Origin of the sequence: Salinicola tamaricis (assembly GCF_003006155.1) — a bacterium.
Taxonomy (GTDB): domain Bacteria; phylum Pseudomonadota; class Gammaproteobacteria; order Pseudomonadales; family Halomonadaceae; genus Salinicola; species Salinicola tamaricis.
In genome coordinates this window covers 869120-887604 of sequence record NZ_CP023559.1, presented here as the reverse complement: position 1 = coordinate 887604, position 18485 = coordinate 869120, and the positions used below count along the sequence as shown (strand labels likewise).

At 65.1% G+C, this 18485-nt stretch carries 19 protein-coding genes, 1 pseudogene and 1 riboswitch; of the genes and pseudogenes, 12 read left to right on the top strand and 8 right to left on the bottom strand.

Annotated elements, in window-relative coordinates; all coding sequences use genetic code 11:
* Nucleotides 1-130: 130 nt before the first annotated feature.
* From CN538_RS03965 to CN538_RS03950, 6 genes are all read left to right on the top strand, one after another.
* Nucleotides 131-1183 (top strand): class I fructose-bisphosphate aldolase, encoded by a 1053-nt coding sequence (locus CN538_RS03965; RefSeq protein WP_106418628.1) that lies wholly within the window; start codon nt 131-133, stop codon nt 1181-1183.
* 438 nt (nt 1184-1621) lie between these two features.
* On the top strand, nt 1622-2200 hold the full coding sequence (locus CN538_RS21905) for a type 2 periplasmic-binding domain-containing protein (protein ID WP_242495555.1): 579 nt from the start codon (nt 1622-1624) through the stop codon (nt 2198-2200).
* A gap of 111 nt (nt 2201-2311) precedes the next feature.
* Nucleotides 2312-2497, top strand: a complete 186-nt coding sequence (locus CN538_RS21900; protein ID WP_242495554.1) for a hypothetical protein — start codon at nt 2312-2314, stop codon at nt 2495-2497.
* Between the two features lie 162 nt (nt 2498-2659).
* Nucleotides 2660-3103, top strand: coding sequence for a tripartite tricarboxylate transporter TctB family protein (locus CN538_RS03955; protein ID WP_106418627.1), 444 nt, complete (start codon nt 2660-2662; stop codon nt 3101-3103).
* Between the two features lie 16 nt (nt 3104-3119).
* Complete coding sequence (locus CN538_RS21895; RefSeq protein WP_242495553.1) at nt 3120-3248, top strand: tripartite tricarboxylate transporter permease; 129 nt, start codon at nt 3120-3122, stop codon at nt 3246-3248.
* Nucleotides 3239-4627, top strand: a complete 1389-nt coding sequence (locus CN538_RS03950) for a tripartite tricarboxylate transporter permease (RefSeq protein ID WP_340638315.1) — start codon at nt 3239-3241, stop codon at nt 4625-4627. Before CN538_RS21895 ends, CN538_RS03950 begins: the two co-directional genes overlap by 10 nt.
* Before the next feature lie 152 nt (nt 4628-4779).
* On the opposite strand, the gene CN538_RS03945 is transcribed toward CN538_RS03950, so the two are convergent.
* Nucleotides 4780-5277 carry a 6,7-dimethyl-8-ribityllumazine synthase gene (locus CN538_RS03945; protein ID WP_106418626.1) on the bottom strand — a complete coding sequence of 166 codons (498 nt, stop codon included), beginning with the start codon at nt 5275-5277 and terminating at the stop codon, nt 4780-4782.
* 137 nt (nt 5278-5414) lie between these two features.
* Nucleotides 5415-5579, bottom strand: a riboswitch (FMN riboswitch).
* A gap of 193 nt (nt 5580-5772) precedes the next feature.
* Here CN538_RS03945 and CN538_RS03940 point away from each other — a divergent pair.
* A pseudogene (locus tag CN538_RS03940) lies at nt 5773-6753 on the top strand (sugar-binding transcriptional regulator).
* Between the two features lie 46 nt (nt 6754-6799).
* Here CN538_RS03940 and CN538_RS03935 read toward each other — a convergent pair.
* From CN538_RS03935 to CN538_RS03910, 7 genes are all read right to left on the bottom strand, one after another.
* On the bottom strand, nt 6800-7573 hold the full coding sequence (locus CN538_RS03935) for a sensor domain-containing diguanylate cyclase (protein ID WP_106418625.1): 774 nt from the start codon (nt 7571-7573) through the stop codon (nt 6800-6802).
* An 18-nt stretch (nt 7574-7591) separates the two neighbouring features.
* Complete coding sequence (locus CN538_RS03930) at nt 7592-7807, bottom strand: hypothetical protein (RefSeq protein ID WP_129591291.1); 216 nt, start codon at nt 7805-7807, stop codon at nt 7592-7594.
* Between the two features lie 281 nt (nt 7808-8088).
* Nucleotides 8089-8394, bottom strand: coding sequence for a hypothetical protein (locus CN538_RS20750; RefSeq protein WP_340638255.1), 306 nt, complete (start codon nt 8392-8394; stop codon nt 8089-8091).
* A gap of 342 nt (nt 8395-8736) precedes the next feature.
* Nucleotides 8737-8982: an S-methyl thiohydantoin desulfurase domain-containing protein gene (locus CN538_RS20745; protein ID WP_207233619.1), complete on the bottom strand. Its 246-nt coding sequence runs from the start codon at nt 8980-8982 to the stop codon at nt 8737-8739.
* A gap of 230 nt (nt 8983-9212) precedes the next feature.
* Nucleotides 9213-11207: a transketolase gene (tkt, locus tag CN538_RS03920; RefSeq protein WP_106418623.1), complete on the bottom strand. Its 1995-nt coding sequence runs from the start codon at nt 11205-11207 to the stop codon at nt 9213-9215.
* Nucleotides 11208-11254: 47 nt separating this feature from the next.
* Entirely contained in the window at nt 11255-12025 is a 771-nt protein-coding gene (locus tag CN538_RS03915) for a triose-phosphate isomerase family protein (protein WP_106418622.1), read from the bottom strand.
* Between the two features lie 9 nt (nt 12026-12034).
* A complete protein-coding gene (locus tag CN538_RS03910; RefSeq protein WP_106418621.1) occupies nt 12035-13762 on the bottom strand; it encodes a dihydroxyacetone kinase family protein in 1728 nt (575 codons plus the stop codon).
* Between the two features lie 368 nt (nt 13763-14130).
* Between CN538_RS03910 and rpiB the strand changes: the two genes are divergently transcribed.
* From rpiB to CN538_RS21885, 5 genes are all read left to right on the top strand, one after another.
* Nucleotides 14131-14592: a ribose 5-phosphate isomerase B gene (rpiB, locus tag CN538_RS03905; protein WP_106418620.1), complete on the top strand. Its 462-nt coding sequence runs from the start codon at nt 14131-14133 to the stop codon at nt 14590-14592.
* Between the two features lie 458 nt (nt 14593-15050).
* Nucleotides 15051-16163, top strand: coding sequence for an MDR/zinc-dependent alcohol dehydrogenase-like family protein (locus CN538_RS03900; protein WP_035472225.1), 1113 nt, complete (start codon nt 15051-15053; stop codon nt 16161-16163).
* Between the two features lie 66 nt (nt 16164-16229).
* Nucleotides 16230-16880 carry a DUF2291 family protein gene (locus tag CN538_RS03895; protein ID WP_106418619.1) on the top strand — a complete coding sequence of 217 codons (651 nt, stop codon included), beginning with the start codon at nt 16230-16232 and terminating at the stop codon, nt 16878-16880.
* On the top strand, nt 16877-17866 hold the full coding sequence (locus tag CN538_RS21890; RefSeq protein ID WP_242495552.1) for an ATP-binding cassette domain-containing protein: 990 nt from the start codon (nt 16877-16879) through the stop codon (nt 17864-17866). Before CN538_RS03895 ends, CN538_RS21890 begins: the two co-directional genes overlap by 4 nt.
* Nucleotides 17836-18441: an ATP-binding cassette domain-containing protein gene (locus tag CN538_RS21885; protein ID WP_242495551.1), complete on the top strand. Its 606-nt coding sequence runs from the start codon at nt 17836-17838 to the stop codon at nt 18439-18441. Before CN538_RS21890 ends, CN538_RS21885 begins: the two co-directional genes overlap by 31 nt.
* Nucleotides 18442-18485: the final 44 nt, after the last annotated feature.

Genomic DNA, 18485 nt, shown 5'->3' with positions numbered 1-18485 from the left:
GCGGGGCGAGGGGCCCGGCAGCCCGGCGTCGCCAGCATCGTCTTGCGAGCCGTTGCCCCGGGGCAGCGGCAGGGAAGCCGTACCCGTCGAGACTCCCCGACGTACCATCTGAGGACAGAGGAAACGCATCATGACCGATATTGCCAAGCTGCTGGGCGACGAGGCCGACAGCCTGCTGAGCTACACCTGTAGCGGGTTCAAGAAAGAGGATCTGTATCTGCCTGGCCCGGACTTCGTCGACCGCGTCTTCGCCGACAGCGACCGCAGCCCGCACGTCATGCGCAACCTGCAGACGCTGTTCAACCATGGCCGCCTCGGCGGTACCGGCTACGTCAGCATCCTCCCGGTGGACCAGGGCATCGAGCACTCCGCAGGCGCCTCTTTCGCGCCCAACCCGGCCTACTTCGATCCCAAGAACATCCTCGAGCTGGCGCTGCAGGGCGGCTGCAACTGCGCCTGTTCGACTCTGGGCGTGCTCTCCTCGGTGGCGAGGCGCTACGCGCACAAAATCCCGCTGATGCTCAAGCTCAACCATAACGAGAGCCTGACCCTGCCGGCGATGTACGACCAGACCCTGTTCGCTCAGGTCGAGCAGGCCCACGACATGGGCTGCATCGCGGTCGGCGCGACCGTCTACTTCGGCTCGCCGGAGTGCCGCCGTCAGATCCAGGAGATCAGCGAAGCCTTCGAGCGCGCCCACGAGCTGGGCATGGTCACCGTGCTGTGGTCCTACCTGCGCAACCCGGAATTCAAGAAGGATGGGGTCGACTACCACGTCGCTTCCGATCTCACCAGCCAGGCGGTGCACCTGGCGGCGACGATCAAGGCCGACATCGTCAAGCAGAAGCTGCCCGAGAACAACGGCGGCTACAAGGCGATCGGCTTCGGGCATACCCATGAGAAGGTCTACAGCGAGCTGACCAGCGATCATCCGATCGACCTGGCGCGCTTCCAGGTCGCCAACGCCTTCATGGGCCGTGCCGGGCTGATCAACTCCGGCGGCGGCTCCAAGGGCCAGTCCGACATGGGCGAAGCGGTGCGCACCGCGGTCATCAACAAGCGCGCCGGCGGCATGGGCCTGATCTCCGGGCGCAAGGCGTTCCAGAAGCCGCTCAAGGAGGGCATCGAGCTGCTCAACGCCATCCAGGACGTCTATTTGTCCAAGGACGTCAGCATCGCCTGAGCCGACAGGGCGCCTTCACGGCGCCGTCAGACGCAGGAGCCCGGCCGACAGGCCGGGCTTTTTTACGTTTTGGCGCGGGACATCTGCGTTGCCTCATCGACTTTGGTCTGCCGACCTAAGTTGAATTGTATGACAAAGGCGCTCTCTTTTACCTTGGCTGTCGCGTTGAATGATAACGCTATCATTTTCATAACCCGCCGCTGGCGAGACGCCCAGCCTGGTGCTTCGCCGCGAGAGCCGGCCGGGGAAAGGGGAGACGCAGCATGACACCGATCTGGAGCAAAGCCTGCCTGGCGCTGCTGGCCAGCGCCGCCATCGGCCTGACGACCTCGGCCCACGCCGCCGACGACTGCCCGCTACCGGGCAATCTGCGTGTGGTGATCGGCTCGACTCGACCGGAGGCGACCCATCAGAACTCGAGCATCGTGGTCGACCCAGTTGGCCAAGAAGCTCGACATCAACGCCAAGGTCGATGCCGTCGGCGTGATGCCGGCCTTTCAGGCGCTCGAGCGCAGCCGCCACGGCAACACCATCATGATCTTCCACGATGGCGCCTATCTGGGGAATCTCTACGGGGTCAACGGTTACCCCGACATCTTCGACAAGTACATCGTCGGGCCGACCATCGCCATCAATCCGGGCAATGCCTACCTGGTGCCCAAGGATTCGCCCTACCAGACCCTCGACGACATCATGGCCGCGGCCGGCAACGGCAAGCAGATCCGGGTCGCGATCCAGCCCGGCGGCGTCTCCGAAATCGGCTTCTCGGCGCTCAAGAATGCGGTGCGTCTGAAGTATCCGGGCAAGGAGGGCAATATCGTCGCGGTGAATACCGGCTCCCAGGCGGACAAGAACCAGCTGCTGTTCGACGGTTGCCGCCGATGTGATCAACGGCTCGGTGCAGGCCAACGAGCAGTACACCCAGCTACCGGCGGACGACCAGAAGGCGATGCGCTTCGTCTGGATCACCGCCCGCCACGACACCATCGCCCAGACCGAAGCCGCAGGCATGGGTGATACCACCCGCGAGCAGTTGCTGCAGTACGTGACGCCCAACGTCGAGGTGCCGATGGCGAGGGCCAGGACTTCACCTTCGATAAGGAGTTCTTCTTCCTCTACAACAAGGACATGGACCCGGCCGCGGTCAAGTGCATCGATACCGCGCTGGCCGATATCTATGACCAGGGCGAGATTCAGAAGCAGCAGAAGCGCTCGTTCTTCATTCCCGACTTCAAGCCGTCCGCGCAGGCGGCGACCTACCTCGAGAAGAAGAGCGAGGAGTATCGGACCATTATCGACGACCTGAAGGGTTAGGCTTCACGCGAAAACGGCCGACGCTCGTCGATTTTCGTGCAAACCCTAGGCTCGCTCCCTGGCGCCGGCCGTGCTCGGCCGGCGCCTTCGATCCCTTGTCGATCTCACGTCGATCTCACGCTAGATGCCGCCGGCGCATGACCGGCACAGGAGCCACTCCTCATGGACAGCCACTGGCTATCGCTGTTCGATGTCACCATCGACTTCAGCCAATCCCATCTCTTCTTTCCGCGTATCGTGACCACGCTGCTGGGCATCCTGCTGGTGATGATCCTGGTGACCCGCTATCGCCGCATCGTGCCTGCAATGCGGCACGCCGGGCGCGTGGTGGGCGGGCGCGAGGGCAACTTCGACCGCAAGCGCTTCTTCGGCACCCTGGTGCTGGTGACGCTCTACTTCTATCTCATGGGGGTACTGAGCGACGTCTTCCCCAATACCGGCTACAGCTTTCTGATCATGTCGGTGCTGTTCGTGTTCTCGCTCTCGCTGCTCTACGCCGAGCGCCTCTCCCGCCGGATCCTGCTGATCATCACGCTCAATGCGCTGATCGCCCCGGCCATCGCCTGGTACGTGCTGGCGCAGCTGTTCCGCATCACGCTGCCCTGACCCGGAGGTCCGACCCATGGACATTCTGTCCCACCTCACACCGATGTTCTTTACGCTGATCGCGGCCGGCACGCTGATCGGCATCATCTTCGGCGCCATCCCCGGCATGACCGCGACCATGGCAGTGGCGGGTGTCTGCCGCTGACCTACGCCTTCGGTCTGGTCAACGGCATCGCGCTGCTGCTCGGGCTCTATGTCGGCGGTATCTCGGGGGGCATGGTGCCCGCGGTGCTGCTCAACATTCCCGGCACGCCGTCATCGATCACCACCACCTTCGACGGCTATCCCATGGCCCAGCGCGGCGAGGGCGAGCGTGCGCTCAAGACCGGGATCGTCGCGTCGATCTTCGGCGGGCTGTTCAGTGCTGCGGTACTGTTCTTTTTCGCCCCAGTGCTGGCGGATTTCGCGATCAAGTTCTCCTACGTCGAGAAGTTCCTGATCATCCTGCTGGCGCTGACGGTGATCGCCTCGCTCTGCTCGAACATGCTGATGGGTATCTTCAGCGGGGTGCTCGGTATCTGGCTGAGCCTGATCGGCACCTATTCGATCACCGAGGGCGGCAACGGCGAGCCGCGGCTGATGTTCGACTTCATGCAGTACTATCTGATCGACGGCTTCTCGCTGCTGCCGGTACTGATCGGTATCTTCGGGCTAAGCACCATCCTGCTGGACGCCGAGAACGGCTTCGCCGATGCCCCCGGGAAGGGCCGGATCAAGCTCAAGGGCGGCGCGCGTTTCTCGTTCTCCATCTTCAAGGGGCAGCTGGTCAATCTGATCCGCTCCTCCGGAATCGGTACTTTCGTCGGCATGCTACCCGGGGTTGGCGGCAGTGCCGCTTCGGTGCTCGCCTACAGCCAGGAGAAGAACTTCTCCCGCGATTCGTCGCAGATGGGCAAGGGCGCGCCCCAGGGCATCGTCGCGTCGGAGTCGTCCAACAACGCGCTTACCGGCGGGGCCCTGGTACCGCTTTTGTCACTGGGCATTCCCGGGGACTCGACCACCGCGATCCTGATCGGCGCCTTCACCCTGCAGGGTATCCAGGTCGGCCCGCTGTTCATCGGCAATAACATGGACACCTGGTATCTGATGATCATCGCCCTGGTGGCGGCCAACGTGCTGATGTTCGGCATCATGTACTTCGCCATCCGCCATATCGCCAAAGTGATCGAGGTGCCCAAGTACATCCTCTACCCGCTGATCGTGATGATGTGCGTGGTCGGTGCCTATGCCATCAACTACGGAATCATGTTCGATGTCTGGACGCTGCTGATCTTCGGGGTGTTCGGCTATGTGGCGCAGAAGATCGGCCTGGAAGTGGTGCCGCTGATCATCGGCTTCATCCTCGGCAAGTCGGCGGAGGTCTACTTCGTCAAGAGCATTGAGTCCTACGGCAACCTGACGATCTTCTTCACCAAGAGCCCTATCGCCGCCTTCCTGTGGGTGCTGATCGCGGTCTCGGTGGCCTTTGCGATCTATCTGCGCGTGCGCAACCGGCGCCGCGAGGCGAGCAGTCTGGTCGAGTGAGCGGGTCGAGCAAGCGGTTCGAATTAGCCGCCGCGTCTCGACGACGCGCCACACCACGACAAAGCCCACGCCGATGGCGTGGGCTTTTCTATGGCTTGCCCGGGGGCAAAGCGCCAGGGCCTGGGGCACCGGCGCGTGTCACCGGCCAAGGCTCAGTCGACGCAGAGCTTGCGCACCTGATGGAGATTTTCCAGCGTCGCCAGGCACGCCTCGGCGGCCTCCGCGCCCTTGGTCAGGAAGTGCTCGCGGAAAAAGGTCGTATGCGCCTCGTGCTCGTGGAAGTGGTGCGGGGTCAGCACCGCGGAGATCACGGGAATCTCCTGCTCCATCTGCAGCGCCATCAGGGCGTCGATGACCGCGGTGGAGACGAAGTCGTGGCGATAGATGCCGCCGTCGACGACGAAGCCCGAGGCGACGATCGCCGCGTAGCGGCCGCTCTTGGCCAGCAGTTTGGCCTGTAGCGGGATCTCGAATACGCCGGGGACGCTGAAGGTCTCCAGTTGGGCGGTGTCGAAACCGCGCTCATGGAGGCGCTCGACGAAGGCGGCATGGCAGTTGCCGACGATATCGCCATGCCAATCGGCACGAATGAAGGCGATGCGCTGGGTGCGGGTATGCGCGGAGAGCTGCGCGGAGGTGGACTGATTCATGGTCGTTTCCTGTGATGGTCGAGGTAACCAGAATCAGGGCTGCGGCGCGCTTGGCGTACGCGAAAGACGGCAGGCACCGTAGCACGCGGCCGGTTGGCCGGGGGCGGTCGGTGGACCGAATCGACATGGACAAGTGACACCGTTCTCTTTCATCCGGACTATGACCGTCGGCTTCGGAATCGCACCGAATCTGCTGACCCGGGCAGCCAGTGTGGCGCTGCTCGGCGCTCGCGGGCTTGGGCCGCGCGCAAGCGCGCTGCCATCACCGCCGGTGGGGACTTCCACCCGCCCTGAGAACCGATGTCGGCAGACACAGCCGCCGACATTCGCCCATAGTCTACGCCCTTCACCCGGGGCACGGAAGGCCGGCGCCGGGGTCTGCTGTGGTATCGTGTGGCGGCGTCCACTGCGCGTGCGCCAAGCCTTTGGCGGTGCGCGACGCGACGCTGGCCGCCCGACCCGTTTCCCTATTTCTGCCACCCGGACCGAGACCGTATGAGCGAGCGCAACGACACCGCCGAGATCGCGCTGATGACCGAGATCGCTACCCTCTATTACATCGAGGGGGAGACCCAGGAAGCGATCGCCAACCGCCTGGGCATCTCGCGGGTCAAGGCCGGGCGCCTGCTCAAGCGCGCCCAGGCCGAGGGCATCGTCGACGTACGCGTGCGCCAGCACCCGGCGGTGAGTGCGGAGATCGAGCAGGCGCTGATCCGCCGCTTCGGCATCAAGCGCGCGCTGGTCGCCCTCGACCATGCCGACCCCGAAGTGCAGCGCGGCAATGTCGCCAGTCTGGTCGCCGACCACCTCTCGCGCAGCTTGAGCGAAGGTGCCATCGTCGCCGTGGGCATGGGGCGCAACGTCGGTGCGGTGGCGGACAACGCCTTCGAGCAGGGCCAGCGTAACTGCTCCTTCGTCTGCGCCATCGGCGGTTCGGTGCGCGCCGGCGAGTACATGAACCCGGATCATATCTGCCGGCGCCTGGCGATGAAGTTCGGCGGCGACAGCGAAACCCTCTACGCCCCGGCGCTGGTGCAGAACCTCGAGCTGCGCGACGCCATGTACGACAACCCCACCATCCGCCAGACGCTCGACCGCGCCCGGCGCGCCGATTTCGCCTGATCGGTATCGGCGATCTGAGCGAGAACAGCAACATGGTGCGCATGGGCTGGTTCTCCCCAGGAGACCGCCGAGGCGCGCCTCTCCGGCACCGTCGGCGACATGATGGGTTACGACTTCATCGATATCTATGGACGCCCGTCGATGACGCCGATGCAGGGCCGCGTGATCGGCCTGACCATCACCGATCTGGCGCGGATCCCCGATGTCATCGCCATCGCCGCCGAGAACACCAAGGCCGCCGGTATCCTCGGCGCGCTGCGCACCGGAGTGATCGACACCCTCGCCACCAGCGTCACCAACGCCCACACCATCCTGCGCCTCGACGAGGCGACACGGGTCGATGACGAGGGCTGAGCCGACTTTCGCCTGGTATCCATGAGCTGTCTGATGTGCGATCGCGTCACAGCGCGGATGTCGAGACGTCGTGGCCTTGGATTCGATTGCGGCCTTCGCGCTTGGCGCGATACAGGGCGTGATCGGTGAGCGCGACCAGGTCCCGAAAGTCGCGGCAGTTGGCGTTCAGTTCGGCGATACCGATACTCAGGGTGACCGCTGCCTCGTCAATGCCATCATGGGTCGTGACGCGCATCTCGGCGACGCACTGACGTAGCCGCTCGGCGAACGCCAGCCCCGCCGCGAGCGGGGTTTCTGGCAGCAAGACGACGAACTCCTCGCCGCCGATTCGGCCCACCGTGTCGATGGCTTCCCGTGCCTCGTTCACGCAGCATTCGGCGACGGCGCGGATGACCAGATCGCCGGTGACATGCCCCCAGGTATCGTTGATGCGCTTGAAGAAGTCGATATCGATGAGCAGCAGCGTCAGCGGGTGCGCGAAGCGCCGCGAGCGCTGATATTCGCGCTCGCCGACTTCCAGTAGATGGCGGCGGTTGTAGATGCCGGTCAGCGGGTCGCGGGTGGCCAGGGTATGGAGCTCGGCGTTGAGGCGTTCGAGTTGAGCGTTCTGTTCTGACAGGCGGGTGTTCAGCGCCAGCAGTTCCTCCTCCTGGCGCTTCTTGTCGGCGAGACTGAAGCTGACCCCGATGAAGCGACTACCGAAGACCGCGTCGTCGATGATCTTGCCGTAGTTGGCGTACCACACCCACTGGCCGGACTTGGCGCGGATGCGGAATTCGCTGTAGTAGCGCTCGGTGCGCCCCTCGATGTGATCGGCGATGGCTTTTTTCGACCACGATCACGTCATCGGCATGCATGAGTGTGAAGATATCGCTGATCTCTCGCCGGCCTGCTCGTCCTTGCCATAGCCGAGGTCGGTGAAGATCTTGGTCAGTCCGAAGACGACTTCCCCGTAGAGAGATTGTTTCTCCCACAGGTCGAGCCCGCTGGCTTCCAGGGTCAACTGCAGGCGCTTCTTGTAAAGATCCTGTTCGTCCACAGGAAGATCGCTCATTCAAGGCCGTTGATTGACCCCGGCGTAACCGATGCGTCGCAGCAGGCCGGCGAAGGAGTCGCGAACGCCAGCGGCCTCGCGAAAGGCCTTGGCGGCGCGATACCGATGATGCTGACAGGCACGCCGGTGCTCTTGCCGGTCTGCCGATCATGGTAGGGCGCCAGATCGGCGAAGGCATTGGGAGAAACCGCGACCGGTGTGCTCGGAGTAGTAGCAGATCGAGTCCGGTGCGACGATCACGGGGGCGCCATCCTGGGCAGCGTACAGGATCAGGTTTTCATTCATGTTGTAGAGGTAGTGCGTGGCGCTACTGTCGCGTGGATCGGGGTGTTATCCAGGCGGATGGTGCCGACATCGAGAGAGGCACCGCTCGTCGACTGCGTGACTTCGGTGATATAGCCGTTGGTGATGGCGCACGTGGCGTCTCGGCCGGTGAGGGCTTCGAGCTTGGCCACGATCTCGGCAGTGGTGTGCGGGCCGTCGGCGTCCTCCATATACGCCCCCAGCGCTCGGACCTGCTCCAGCGTGCCGGGCAGGTAATGATTCGCCAGCGCGAAGTCATTGGCCGAGGTGGAGGGCCATAGCATGATGCCGGCGTAACTGCCGAACGCGGCGACGACACTGCCGGCCAGGGATTCGACGTCGGCGGCCGTGGTGGCTGCAGACGTACCGAGCGTGCGGTCGCGGCATCCTGGGCGTTATCGGCCAGGATGCAGGGGCTGGCGGTGAGGCCCGCGGCTTCGCTGTAGAGCGTTTGCGGCAGTTCCGGCACCGCACGCCCGCTGCCGTCACCGTGACGACCCACTGGACCGGGTTGTCGCCGAGGGCGGCAATCAGCGGCACGAGCGAGTTGATCGGCCCGATCTCGACCGGAATCACGCATGTCGGTGCCGTACCGCAAAGCGTTCGGAAGGCGTCGACGGTGTTGTTCATGCCCGCTGTATCGCTACCAGGGAGAGGTCTTCGGCCGCGTCGGGCGATCCCATCATGGCCAGCACGCAGGCCTCGGTGGCGCCGTCGTAGTCCTTGACCTCTACGCGGCCGCACCAGCCGCTTTTCCGGAGCTGTTCCAGTACCCGCTTGGCATCGTGATAACTGCCACCACCCCCGCTGGCCATCAGTGCGGCGCCGGTGACGATATGGCGAAAGTCGTCGAGTCCATATTGGAAGGTCATGCAATCGCACTCGCTAGGGTGGCCTCTGACGGGATCGTCAGGCTTGCCACGTTGGGTGTTGTTATTGGTATAGGTGTCGGCGCTGCGGCCAATGGGCTTATCGGCCGAGGCGACGGCGATTTTAGAATGATCGAAAGCGAGGCGGGAAAGCAAGAAGAGGGCGTATTGGCGCGGCGGCCACGCGCATGACGAGGCCCACCCCAGGGCGGGTGGGCCGAAAGGACCGAGGCTCAGCCGAGCAGCTTCTCGGCGCGGGCGACGACGTTGTCGACCGTGAAACCGAAGTGCTTGAACAGATCTCCGCCCTTGCCCGATTCGCCGTAGGTGGTCATGCCCATGACGTCACCGTCGAGGCCCACATACTTGTACCAAGTGGAGGGGATGGCGGCTTCGATCGCCAGGCGCTTGCGCACGTCGCCCGGCAGTACCGATTCGCGGTAGGCGGCGTCCTGGGCGTCGAACTCGGTGGTGCAGGGCATCGACACGACGCGCACGCGCTTGCCCTTGCCTTCGAGTTCGGCAGCGGCGTCCATCGCCAGGCCGACTTCGGAGCCGGTGGCGATCAGGATCAGCTCCGGCTGGCCGCCCTTGGCCTCCTTGAGCACGTAGCCGCCGCGGCGAATCTGCTTGAGCTGCGCGTCGTCACGTGACTGCGCTGGCAGATCCTGACGCGAGAAGATCAGCGCGGTGGGACCTTTTTCACGCTTGAGCCCCTCGACCCAGGCCGCTGCCGTCTCGGTGGCGTCGCACGGGCGCCAGGTGGCCAGGCCCGGCAGGTTGCGCAGATCGGCGAGCTGCTCGATCGGCTGGTGGGTGGGGCCGTCCTCGCCAACCCCGATGGAGTCGTGGGTGAAGACGTGGATGACACGCGTGTGCGACAGCGCCGACATGCGTACGGCGTTGTGCATGTACTCCATGAACACCAGGAAGGTGGCGTCGTAGGGGATGAAGCCGCCATGGGTGGCGATGCCGTTGGCGATCGCGCCCATGCCGAACTCGCGCACGCCGTAGTGCAGGTAGCCGCCGTCGAAGTCGTCCTTGCTGATCGCCTTGGCACCTTTCCACAGCGTCAGGTTGGACGGAGCGAGGTCGGCACTGCCGCCGAACAGCTCCGGCAGGTCCGGGCCGAGCTCGTTGAGCACGCCGAGCGAGGCCTTGCGCGAGGCGAGTTTCTCGGATTTCTCCTGGGCCCGCTTGACCAGCGCATCGCCGTCGAAGCCCTCGGGCAGCGCACCGCTATAGCGCCGCTTGAGCTCCTTGGCGAGTGCCGGGTGCGCCTGCTCGTAGGCTGCCAGCTTGGCGTCGTAGTCTGCCTCCAGCTTGGCGCCGCGTTCACGCGCATCCCACGCCTGGTAGTACTCGTCCGGAATCTCGAACGCTGGCGACTCCCAGCCCAGCTCCTGGCGTGCCAGTGCGACTTCGTCCTCGCCCAGCGCAGCGCCGTGGCTCTCTTCCTTGCCCGCCTTGTTGGGCGAGCCGAAGCCGATCACAGTCTTGCAGATGATCAGGGTCGGCTTGTCGCTGACCGACTTGGCCTCTTCGATGGCGCGGTTGATCTGCTCGGCGTCATGGCCGTCGACGTCACGCACCACGTGCCAGTCGTAGGCCTCGAAGCGCTGGGCGGTGTCGTCGGTGAACCAGCCTTTGACCTCGCCATCGATGGAGATGCCGTTGTCATCGTAGAACACGGTCAGGTTGCCCAGACCCAGAGTGCCGGCCAGCGAGCACGCTTCGTGGCTGATGCCTTCCATCAGGCAGCCGTCGCCAGCGAACACCCACACCCGGTGATTGACGATCTCATGGTCGTCGCGGTTGAACTGTGCTGCCAGGGTGCGCTCGGCGATCGCCATGCCGATACCGTTGGCCAGACCCTGACCCAGCGGCCCGGTGGTGGTCTCGATGCCGGGGGTGAGGCCGTGCTCCGGGTGGCCCGGTGTCTTCGAACCGAGCTGGCGGAAGTTCTTGAGCTCTTCCAGCGGCAGGTCGTAGCCGGTCAGGTGAAGCAGCGAGTAGTGAAGCATGGAGCCGTGGCCGTTGGAGAGAATGAAGCGGTCACGGTCGGCCCAATCGGGATTGGCGGGGTTGTGCTTCAGGTGGTCGTTCCACAGCACTTCGGCGATGTCGGCCATGCCCATCGGCATGCCGGGGTGGCCGGAATTGGCCTGCTGCACGGCGTCCATGGAGAGCGCGCGGATGGCGTTGGCTAGCTGACGGCGAGATGGCATTGGCTATCGAATCCCCTAGATCGTAAATGGATGGTGGCGCGATGAATTCAGCGGGCCGCCACCAGCGAGCAGGCTTCGCCGACGACGGCCTCGAAGGCGGCCGGGTCGTGGGCGAAGCGCCCCAGAAAGAGGCCATCGACCTGCCCGGCGAGTCGCGTCAGCAGGTCCGGGCCGGCACTGCCGCCGTAGATCACGCTGGCCGCCGGGTGGGTAGCGAACTGCTCGCGCAGACCCTGGCACACCGCTGCGATATGCGAAAGCGGCGCCGGTTCGGCGGCACCGATCGCCCAGTGTGGCTCGTAGGCGATCACCAGCGGCTGCTGGCGCTGTGCCGGCGTGGCCAGGTCGAGCGCCTGCATGATCTGCGCGCGGCACGCCTCGATCGCGGCCTGTGGCGCGCCGCACTCGGCCTCACCGACGCATAATACCGGCGTCAGCGCGTGGTCGAGCGCCACCTGCATCTTGGCAGCGATGCTCGCGGCATCCTCACCGAACAGGCGCTGGCGCTCGGCGTGGCCGATCTCGACATGGCGACAGCCCATCTCGGCCAGCATGGCCCCGCTCACTTCGCCAGTATAAGCACCGTTTGGCGACGGATACAGGTTTTGCCCGCCGACGCTAATCGGGGTGTCGGCGAAGATCTCCAGCACTGGGGCGATGGCCGGGAAGCTGGGCAGCACGAACAGCGCTACCCGGCCGTCGGCGACGGCCGGGTAGCGTGGCAGGCAGGCCGCGACCTGTCGGCACCAGGCGAGGGTCTGGGCGTAGCCGAAGTACATCTTGAAGCTGATGCCCAGGGTGATCGTCGGTGCGCTCATGGGGCGTCCTCAGTCGGCGGTGGCGATGACCCGATGCACCGCATCGAGGATCATCGCCAGGGAAACGGCGCCCGGGTCGGGGGTGCCCAGGCTCTTCTCCGCCAGCGGCCGGGCGCGACCGAGCTTGGGCTTCAGCGCCTGGGTCTCCTCGGCGGCGGTGTGGGCGGCTTGGGTCGCGCTACTCCAGGCGCTGGCCAGGTCGTCACCGGCGGCGACCCGCTGGCTCAAGGCGTCGCTGAACGGTACCAGCGCATCGACCAGCGTCTTGTCGCCGAGCTGGGCCTTGCCGAATTCCATCACGTCCTGCTTGGCCTTGGCCACCCCGCGAGCGTAGTGCTCGGCCTGCGGCGCGGCGTCGTCACCCAGGGTCAGGCTCAGGGCGTTGAGCATGACGCCCCAGATCGCGCCGGAGGTGCCGCCGGCGCGGTCCGACCACGCCTCGGCGGCCAGCCGCAGCAGGGTACCGGCCCCGGCACCGCGGGCCAGCGCCTGTTCGGCCGCCTCGGCGGCGGCCACCGCGCCGCGCTGCATGCCGATGCCGTGGTCGCCGTCGCCGGCGATGGCGTCCAGCTTGCCCAGCTTGTCGACATTGGCATCGATCACTTCGCGGGTGGCGCGTAGTGCCTGTGCGATGCATCGCGCCGCGTCCCGGGAGGTCTGGCTGGCGGCGGGAATGTCGTCGGCATCGGGAATATCGAGCGCCGCGGTATCGATCGGCGGCGCCGGGTTGAGGCTGCCCTTGCGATAGGCCGGAGTATCGGCGGGCGCGCGCCACAGCCGTTCGAGTTCGTCATCGAGCCAGAACAGGGTCAGCGAGGCGCCTGCCATGTCGAGGCTGGTGACCAGCTCGCCGACCTCGGGCTCGACGATCTCGATGCCCGCTTCTTCCAGCAGGGCGTGGACCCGGCGGTAGACCACGAATAGCTCTTCGTACTTGATCGCGCCGAGCCCGTTGAGCAGCACCGCAGCGCGGGCGCCGCGCACTGTCTCGATGCCGTCCGGCACCTCCTCGAGCAGATGCGAGACCAGCAGCTCCGCCAGGGCGTCGGCAGTGGGAATCTCCTGCTCGCTGATGCCCGGCTCGCCGTGGATGCCCAAGCCCACCGCCATCTTGCCCGCGGGCACGTGGAACAGCGCGTCGTCGGCCCCGGGCAGAGTGCAGCCGTCGAACGCCACACCCATGGAGCGGGTGCGCAGATTGGCCGCGCGCGAGATGCGAACCACCTCTTCCAGCGAGTAGCCGGCCTCGGCCGCCGCCGCGGCCACTTTGAACACGGTCAGGTCGCCGGCGATGCCGCGGCGCTTGTGCAGCTCCTCGCGGTCGGCGCTGGAGATATCGTCGATCACGGCGACGATCTCGCAGGGGATGCCCTCGCGGATCAGCCGCTCCCGGGCTTGGCCGAAGTGCAGCACGTCGCCGGCATAGTTGCCGAAGCTCAGCAGCACGCCACCACCGTTGTTGGCCGCCTTGCACACGTTGTAGACCTGCTGCGCTGAGGGCGAGGCGAACAGATTGCCCATCACCGCGCCGTGGGCCAGGCCCTGGCCCACCAGGCCGGCAAACGCCGGATAGTGCCCGGAGCCGCCGCCGATGACCACGGCGACGGTACCCGGCTCGCTACGCGTGCTGCGGATGACCCCGCCCGGTACCTGACAGACCCGCTGCGCATGCGCGGCGACGAAGCCCGCGGTGGCTTCGTCGACGAAGTTCACTGGATCGTTGTAGAGGCGTGTCATGACCGACGCTCCCGAATTGGATGACTGGATAACGCTTGCGGCTGGCCGGGCCGGCATGACCGCGGTATCGAGGGTGATATTTTGTTCTTTTGCTGCGCATATGGTTTTACGCGCGATGTCAGCCTCATCATAGCGGCGACAGGGGCAGCGGATATGCGACTTTGGTGGTGATTCTGCGCGCCTTTGCGCCACGCTGCGGAGATTTCCGTGGCGCTTAGTGGGCTGATTTTGCTCGGCTGAGTGGGGTTCTTGGGACGTTTTCGGCATCTGTTTTCGATCATATGAAGTCTATTTGTTCATATGAGCATGTGCGGTCTATGATGTCGCCGTCGACAACCGACGTCAGAGACGGCAACCGGAGGTGAGCGATGGCAGAGCAGTGGCGAGTGGCGGTGGGCTGTGACGAAGCCGCCTATGAGATGAAGCAGGCGATGATCGAGCACGTGCGTGGGCTTGGTCATGAGGTCGAGGATTTCGGCACCCATGACGGCAAGCCGATTCTTTACCCAGATGTCGCCTTCGAGATTGCTCAGGCAATTGCCGAGGGGCGCTTCGATCGCGGCGTGCTGATGTGTGGCACCGGCATCGGTGTGGCGATCTCGGCCAACAAGGTAGCGGGCATTCGCGCGGCCCAGGCCCATGACACCTACTCGGCCGAGCGCGCGCGCAAGAGCAACGACGCCCAGATCGTGACAATGGGGGCGCGGGTGATCGGGGTCGAGCTGGCCAAGGCGATCGCTACGACCTTTTTATCCAGCGAGTACGAGCCGGGCGGCCGATCGCAGCCCAAGATCGACCGCATCGAGACTTACGAGCGCGAGCGGCGCTGACCCCTGGGGTGGCGCCATTACGCCCCGTGTCCGCCTAGTGCAGCGCCCGCGGCTCTTCCTGAGTCGCGGGCGCTGTCGTTGCGGGCGCTCTTTTTGTGTGTGGAGGCGGGTGGGTGCGATGTACTCTGGTTGCGTGTCTGGAGTATGCGGTCCGGGCGCTTCTGCTTTCTGGTGCAGCGAGCATCTGAGAGTCTGTGTGAACATATGATCCGTATGGTGTCACTCTGATCAGGCAAAATGGGCGGTTCAGGGTGGCGGGAGCCCCTGAGGTGCATACTACAACTTTAGTCTTGTCCGATTCGGTGTGCGCATTTTAAATCCATTAATAACATAGACTTATTTTATGTTTGCCTAAAGTCTTAGGCTTTATGGTGGCCTTCCGCGTTGATGTGGTTTCGTCGTTTGCGCTAAAAACAATGACCGAATATTGATCATGTGTTTAAGCACCGGAGACGATCATGTCCGACGCTACCGCCACATCCGCTCAGCACGACGCCAGCGGCGCCATCCCCAAGACCATGAAAGCCGTGGTGGCCTACGCCCCCGGTGACTACCGCTATGAAGAGGTGCCGGTACCCGAGATCGATGACAAGGAGATTCTGGTCAAGGTTGAGGGGTGCGGTATCTGCGCCGGTGACATCAAGTCCTACGACGGCGCGCCCAGCTTCTGGGGCGACGAGACCCAGCCCGCCTACATCAAGGCGCCGATGATCCCTGGCCACGAGTTCATCGGCCGGGTGGTCAAGGTGGGTGCCCAGGTCGAGGGTTACCAGCCCGGCGACCGGGTGATCTCGGAGCAGATCGTGCCGTGCTGGAACTGCCGCTTCTGCAACCGCGGCCAGTACTGGATGTGCGAAAAGCACGACCTCTACGGCTTCCAGAACAATGTCAACGGCGGCATGGCCGAGTACATGAAGTTCACCAAGGAGGCGATCAACTATCACGTACCCGAGGAGCTGCCGCTGGAGAAGGCGATCCTCATCGAGCCCTACGCCTGCTCGCTGCATGCGGTGCAGCGCGCCCGGATCGAGCTGGGCGACGTGGTGGTGCTCTCGGGTGCCGGCACCCTGGGCCTGGGCATGGTCGGGGCGGCCAAGAAAGCCGGCGCCGAGAAGTTGATCGTGCTCGATCTGTTCGACGAGCGTCTGGAGCTGGCCAAGCGGTTCGGTGCCGATCTCACGCTCAACCCCAAGCGCGACGACGTGGTCTCGATCATCAAGGAGATGACCGGTGGCTACGGCTGCGACGTCTACATCGAGGCGACCGGGCATCCCAAGTCGGTAGAGCAGGGGCTGTCGATGATCCGCAAACTGGGGCGCTTCGTCGAGTTCAGCGTGTTCAAGGACCCCGTCAGCGTCGACTGGAGCATCATCTCCGATCGCAAGGAGCTCGACGTGCTCGGCTCCCACCTGGGCCCTTACTGCTATCCGCTGGTGATCGAGGGCATCCGCAACGGCGACTTCCCCACCGAAGGTGTGGTCACCCACAAGCTGCCGCTGGAGAAGTACGAGGAGGGCTTCGAGCTGATGAAGAGCGGGTCCAAGTCGCTGAAGATCGTGCTGATTCCCTGAACTTGAGCTGCCGTCCACCAACTCGGCGTGCGGCAGCGCACAGCGCCTGACAGGAGGGCTCTGGTCATGAGTGCAACCGTTGCAGCCCGGCCGCGCAGGCCCGGCAAGACACGCAGGCGGGTAATTCTGGGGGCCGTGGTGGTGGCGGTCATCGCCGCCATGGCGTGGGATACCACGGTGGTCGAGATCGGCCACGAGGCGGAGCTGGCCGGCGGCTTCTCCGCCGCCACCTATGGTAGCGAGCACTTCCCGGCGATCCAGAAGAGCGTGGAGCAGCGCGCGGTGCCGGCCGCTGAGCTGGCCGCCGCGGTGCTCGCGGATGCCAGCGCCGCGGGGCAGAAATATGGCGTTGGCGACAGCTTCGGCCCGGTGGTGCCGGTGACCTTCACCGGCGTGGTGGGCGAGGCGCGCTCAGGCATCTATACGATAGCGGCCGAGGGAGTGCCGGCGGCGATCACCATTCGCGTGCAGACCGGCCCGGCGATCAACGGCACCGACCTGCGCGATGCCACCGGCGAGATCAGCTTCGGCGAGTTCACCAACCAGATCGAGTACCAGAACGCCGGCGCCTCGATCAACGACGCCATGAAGGCCGCCGTGCTGGCGGATATCGATACCGCCGACCTGAGCGGCAAGACGGTGACGGTGACCGGCGTGTTCAAGCTGATCAACCCCAAGAACTGGCTGGTGACGCCGGTGAGGATGGACGTCGAATGAGTCACCTAGACAGCACCGCGCCGGCCCCCGCGGCTGCCACCGGCGATGCGCGGCGCGACGACGAAGTGGTGCTCTCGGCGCGCAATGTGGCCAAGTCCTTCGGCAGCGTGCAGGCGCTGAAGACGGTCAATTTCGATGTCTTCCGCGGCCAGGTGACCACCCTGTTCGGCGAGAACGGGGCGGGCAAGTCTACCCTGATGAAGGTGCTCTCCGGGGTGATCCAGCCGACCTCCGGCGAGATCGTGCTCGACGGCGAGCCGGTGCGCTTCGCCTCGACCACCGACGCCACCCGGCTGGGCATCTCGATCATTCACCAGGAGCTGAGCCTGGCGCCCAACCTGAGCGTGCGCGACAACCTCTTCATGGGCCGCGAGATCAAGGGCCCGACGGGGATCGACTTCGCCGAGGAGGCGCGTCAGACGCAGGCTGATGAGGCGCTGGACGAGCCGATCGATCCGCTGACGCCGGTGGAGGATCTGCGTCTCGGCCAGCAGCAGATCGTCGAGATCGCCCGCGCGCTGTCGGTCAACTCGCGCATTCTGATCATGGACGAGCCGACCTCGGCGCTGTCGGCCTCCGAGGTCGAGGTGCTGTTCCGGGTCATTCGCGATCTCAAGAGTCGTGGCGTGTCGATCGTCTACATCCCCCATCTGGAAGAAGCGCTGACCATCACCGATCACGCCGTGGTGCTGCGCGACGGCGTGATGACCGCCTACGCCAAGCGGGCCGACATCGATCTCGAGTGGATCGTGCGCAACATGGTGGGCGACAACTTCGACCTCGGCTCTCCGCCCACCGGCCACACCATCGGCGAGGTGGCGCTGGCGATCGAGGAGGTCAGTGTGGCCGACGTCAACGTGCCCGAGCGCTCGGTGGTCGACCGCTTGTCTCTCACGGTGCGCGCCGGCGAGATCGTCTGCATCTACGGGCTGATGGGGGCAGGGCGCACCGAGCTTTGGAGTGCATCGCCGGGCGCGTGCCGCTGAGCGGCGGCCGGGTGCTGCTGGAAGGCGTCGATGTCTCCCGCCTGAGCATCGCCGAGCGCATCGACAACGGCCTGGTGCTGGTCCCCGAGGATCGCCAGCGTGACGGCCTGGTACAGACCATGTCGGTGGGCGAGAACCTGTCGCTGGCGAGCATCAAGGCCTTCACCAAGGGGCTTCTGACCTCCGGCAGCCGCGAGCGCGGGGTCATCGACGAGTCGATTTCCAGCGTGCACATCAAGACCGACGGCCCGCGCGCCGACATCGGCTCGCTCTCCGGCGGTAACCAGCAGAAGGTGGTGATCGGCAAGATGCTGGCGACTCACCCGCGGGTAGTGCTGCTCGACGAGCCCAGCCGCGGCATCGACATCGGAGCCAAGGCCGAGGTGTTCAAACTGCTGGCCGAGGGCGCGGCGAGCCAGGGCCTGGCGGTGATCTTCTCCACTTCCGAAGTCGGCGAGTGCCTGAGTATCGCCCACCGCATCGTGGTGATGAGCCGGGACGCATCGCGGCCGAGTTCGGCCGATGTCTCCAAGGAGCAGATCATGGCCGCCTCCGGTGAGTCGGTGGTTGCCTGAACGTGTGATCGCTCGCGGGCGCCTGAGCGCGTTACGCGCCGGGT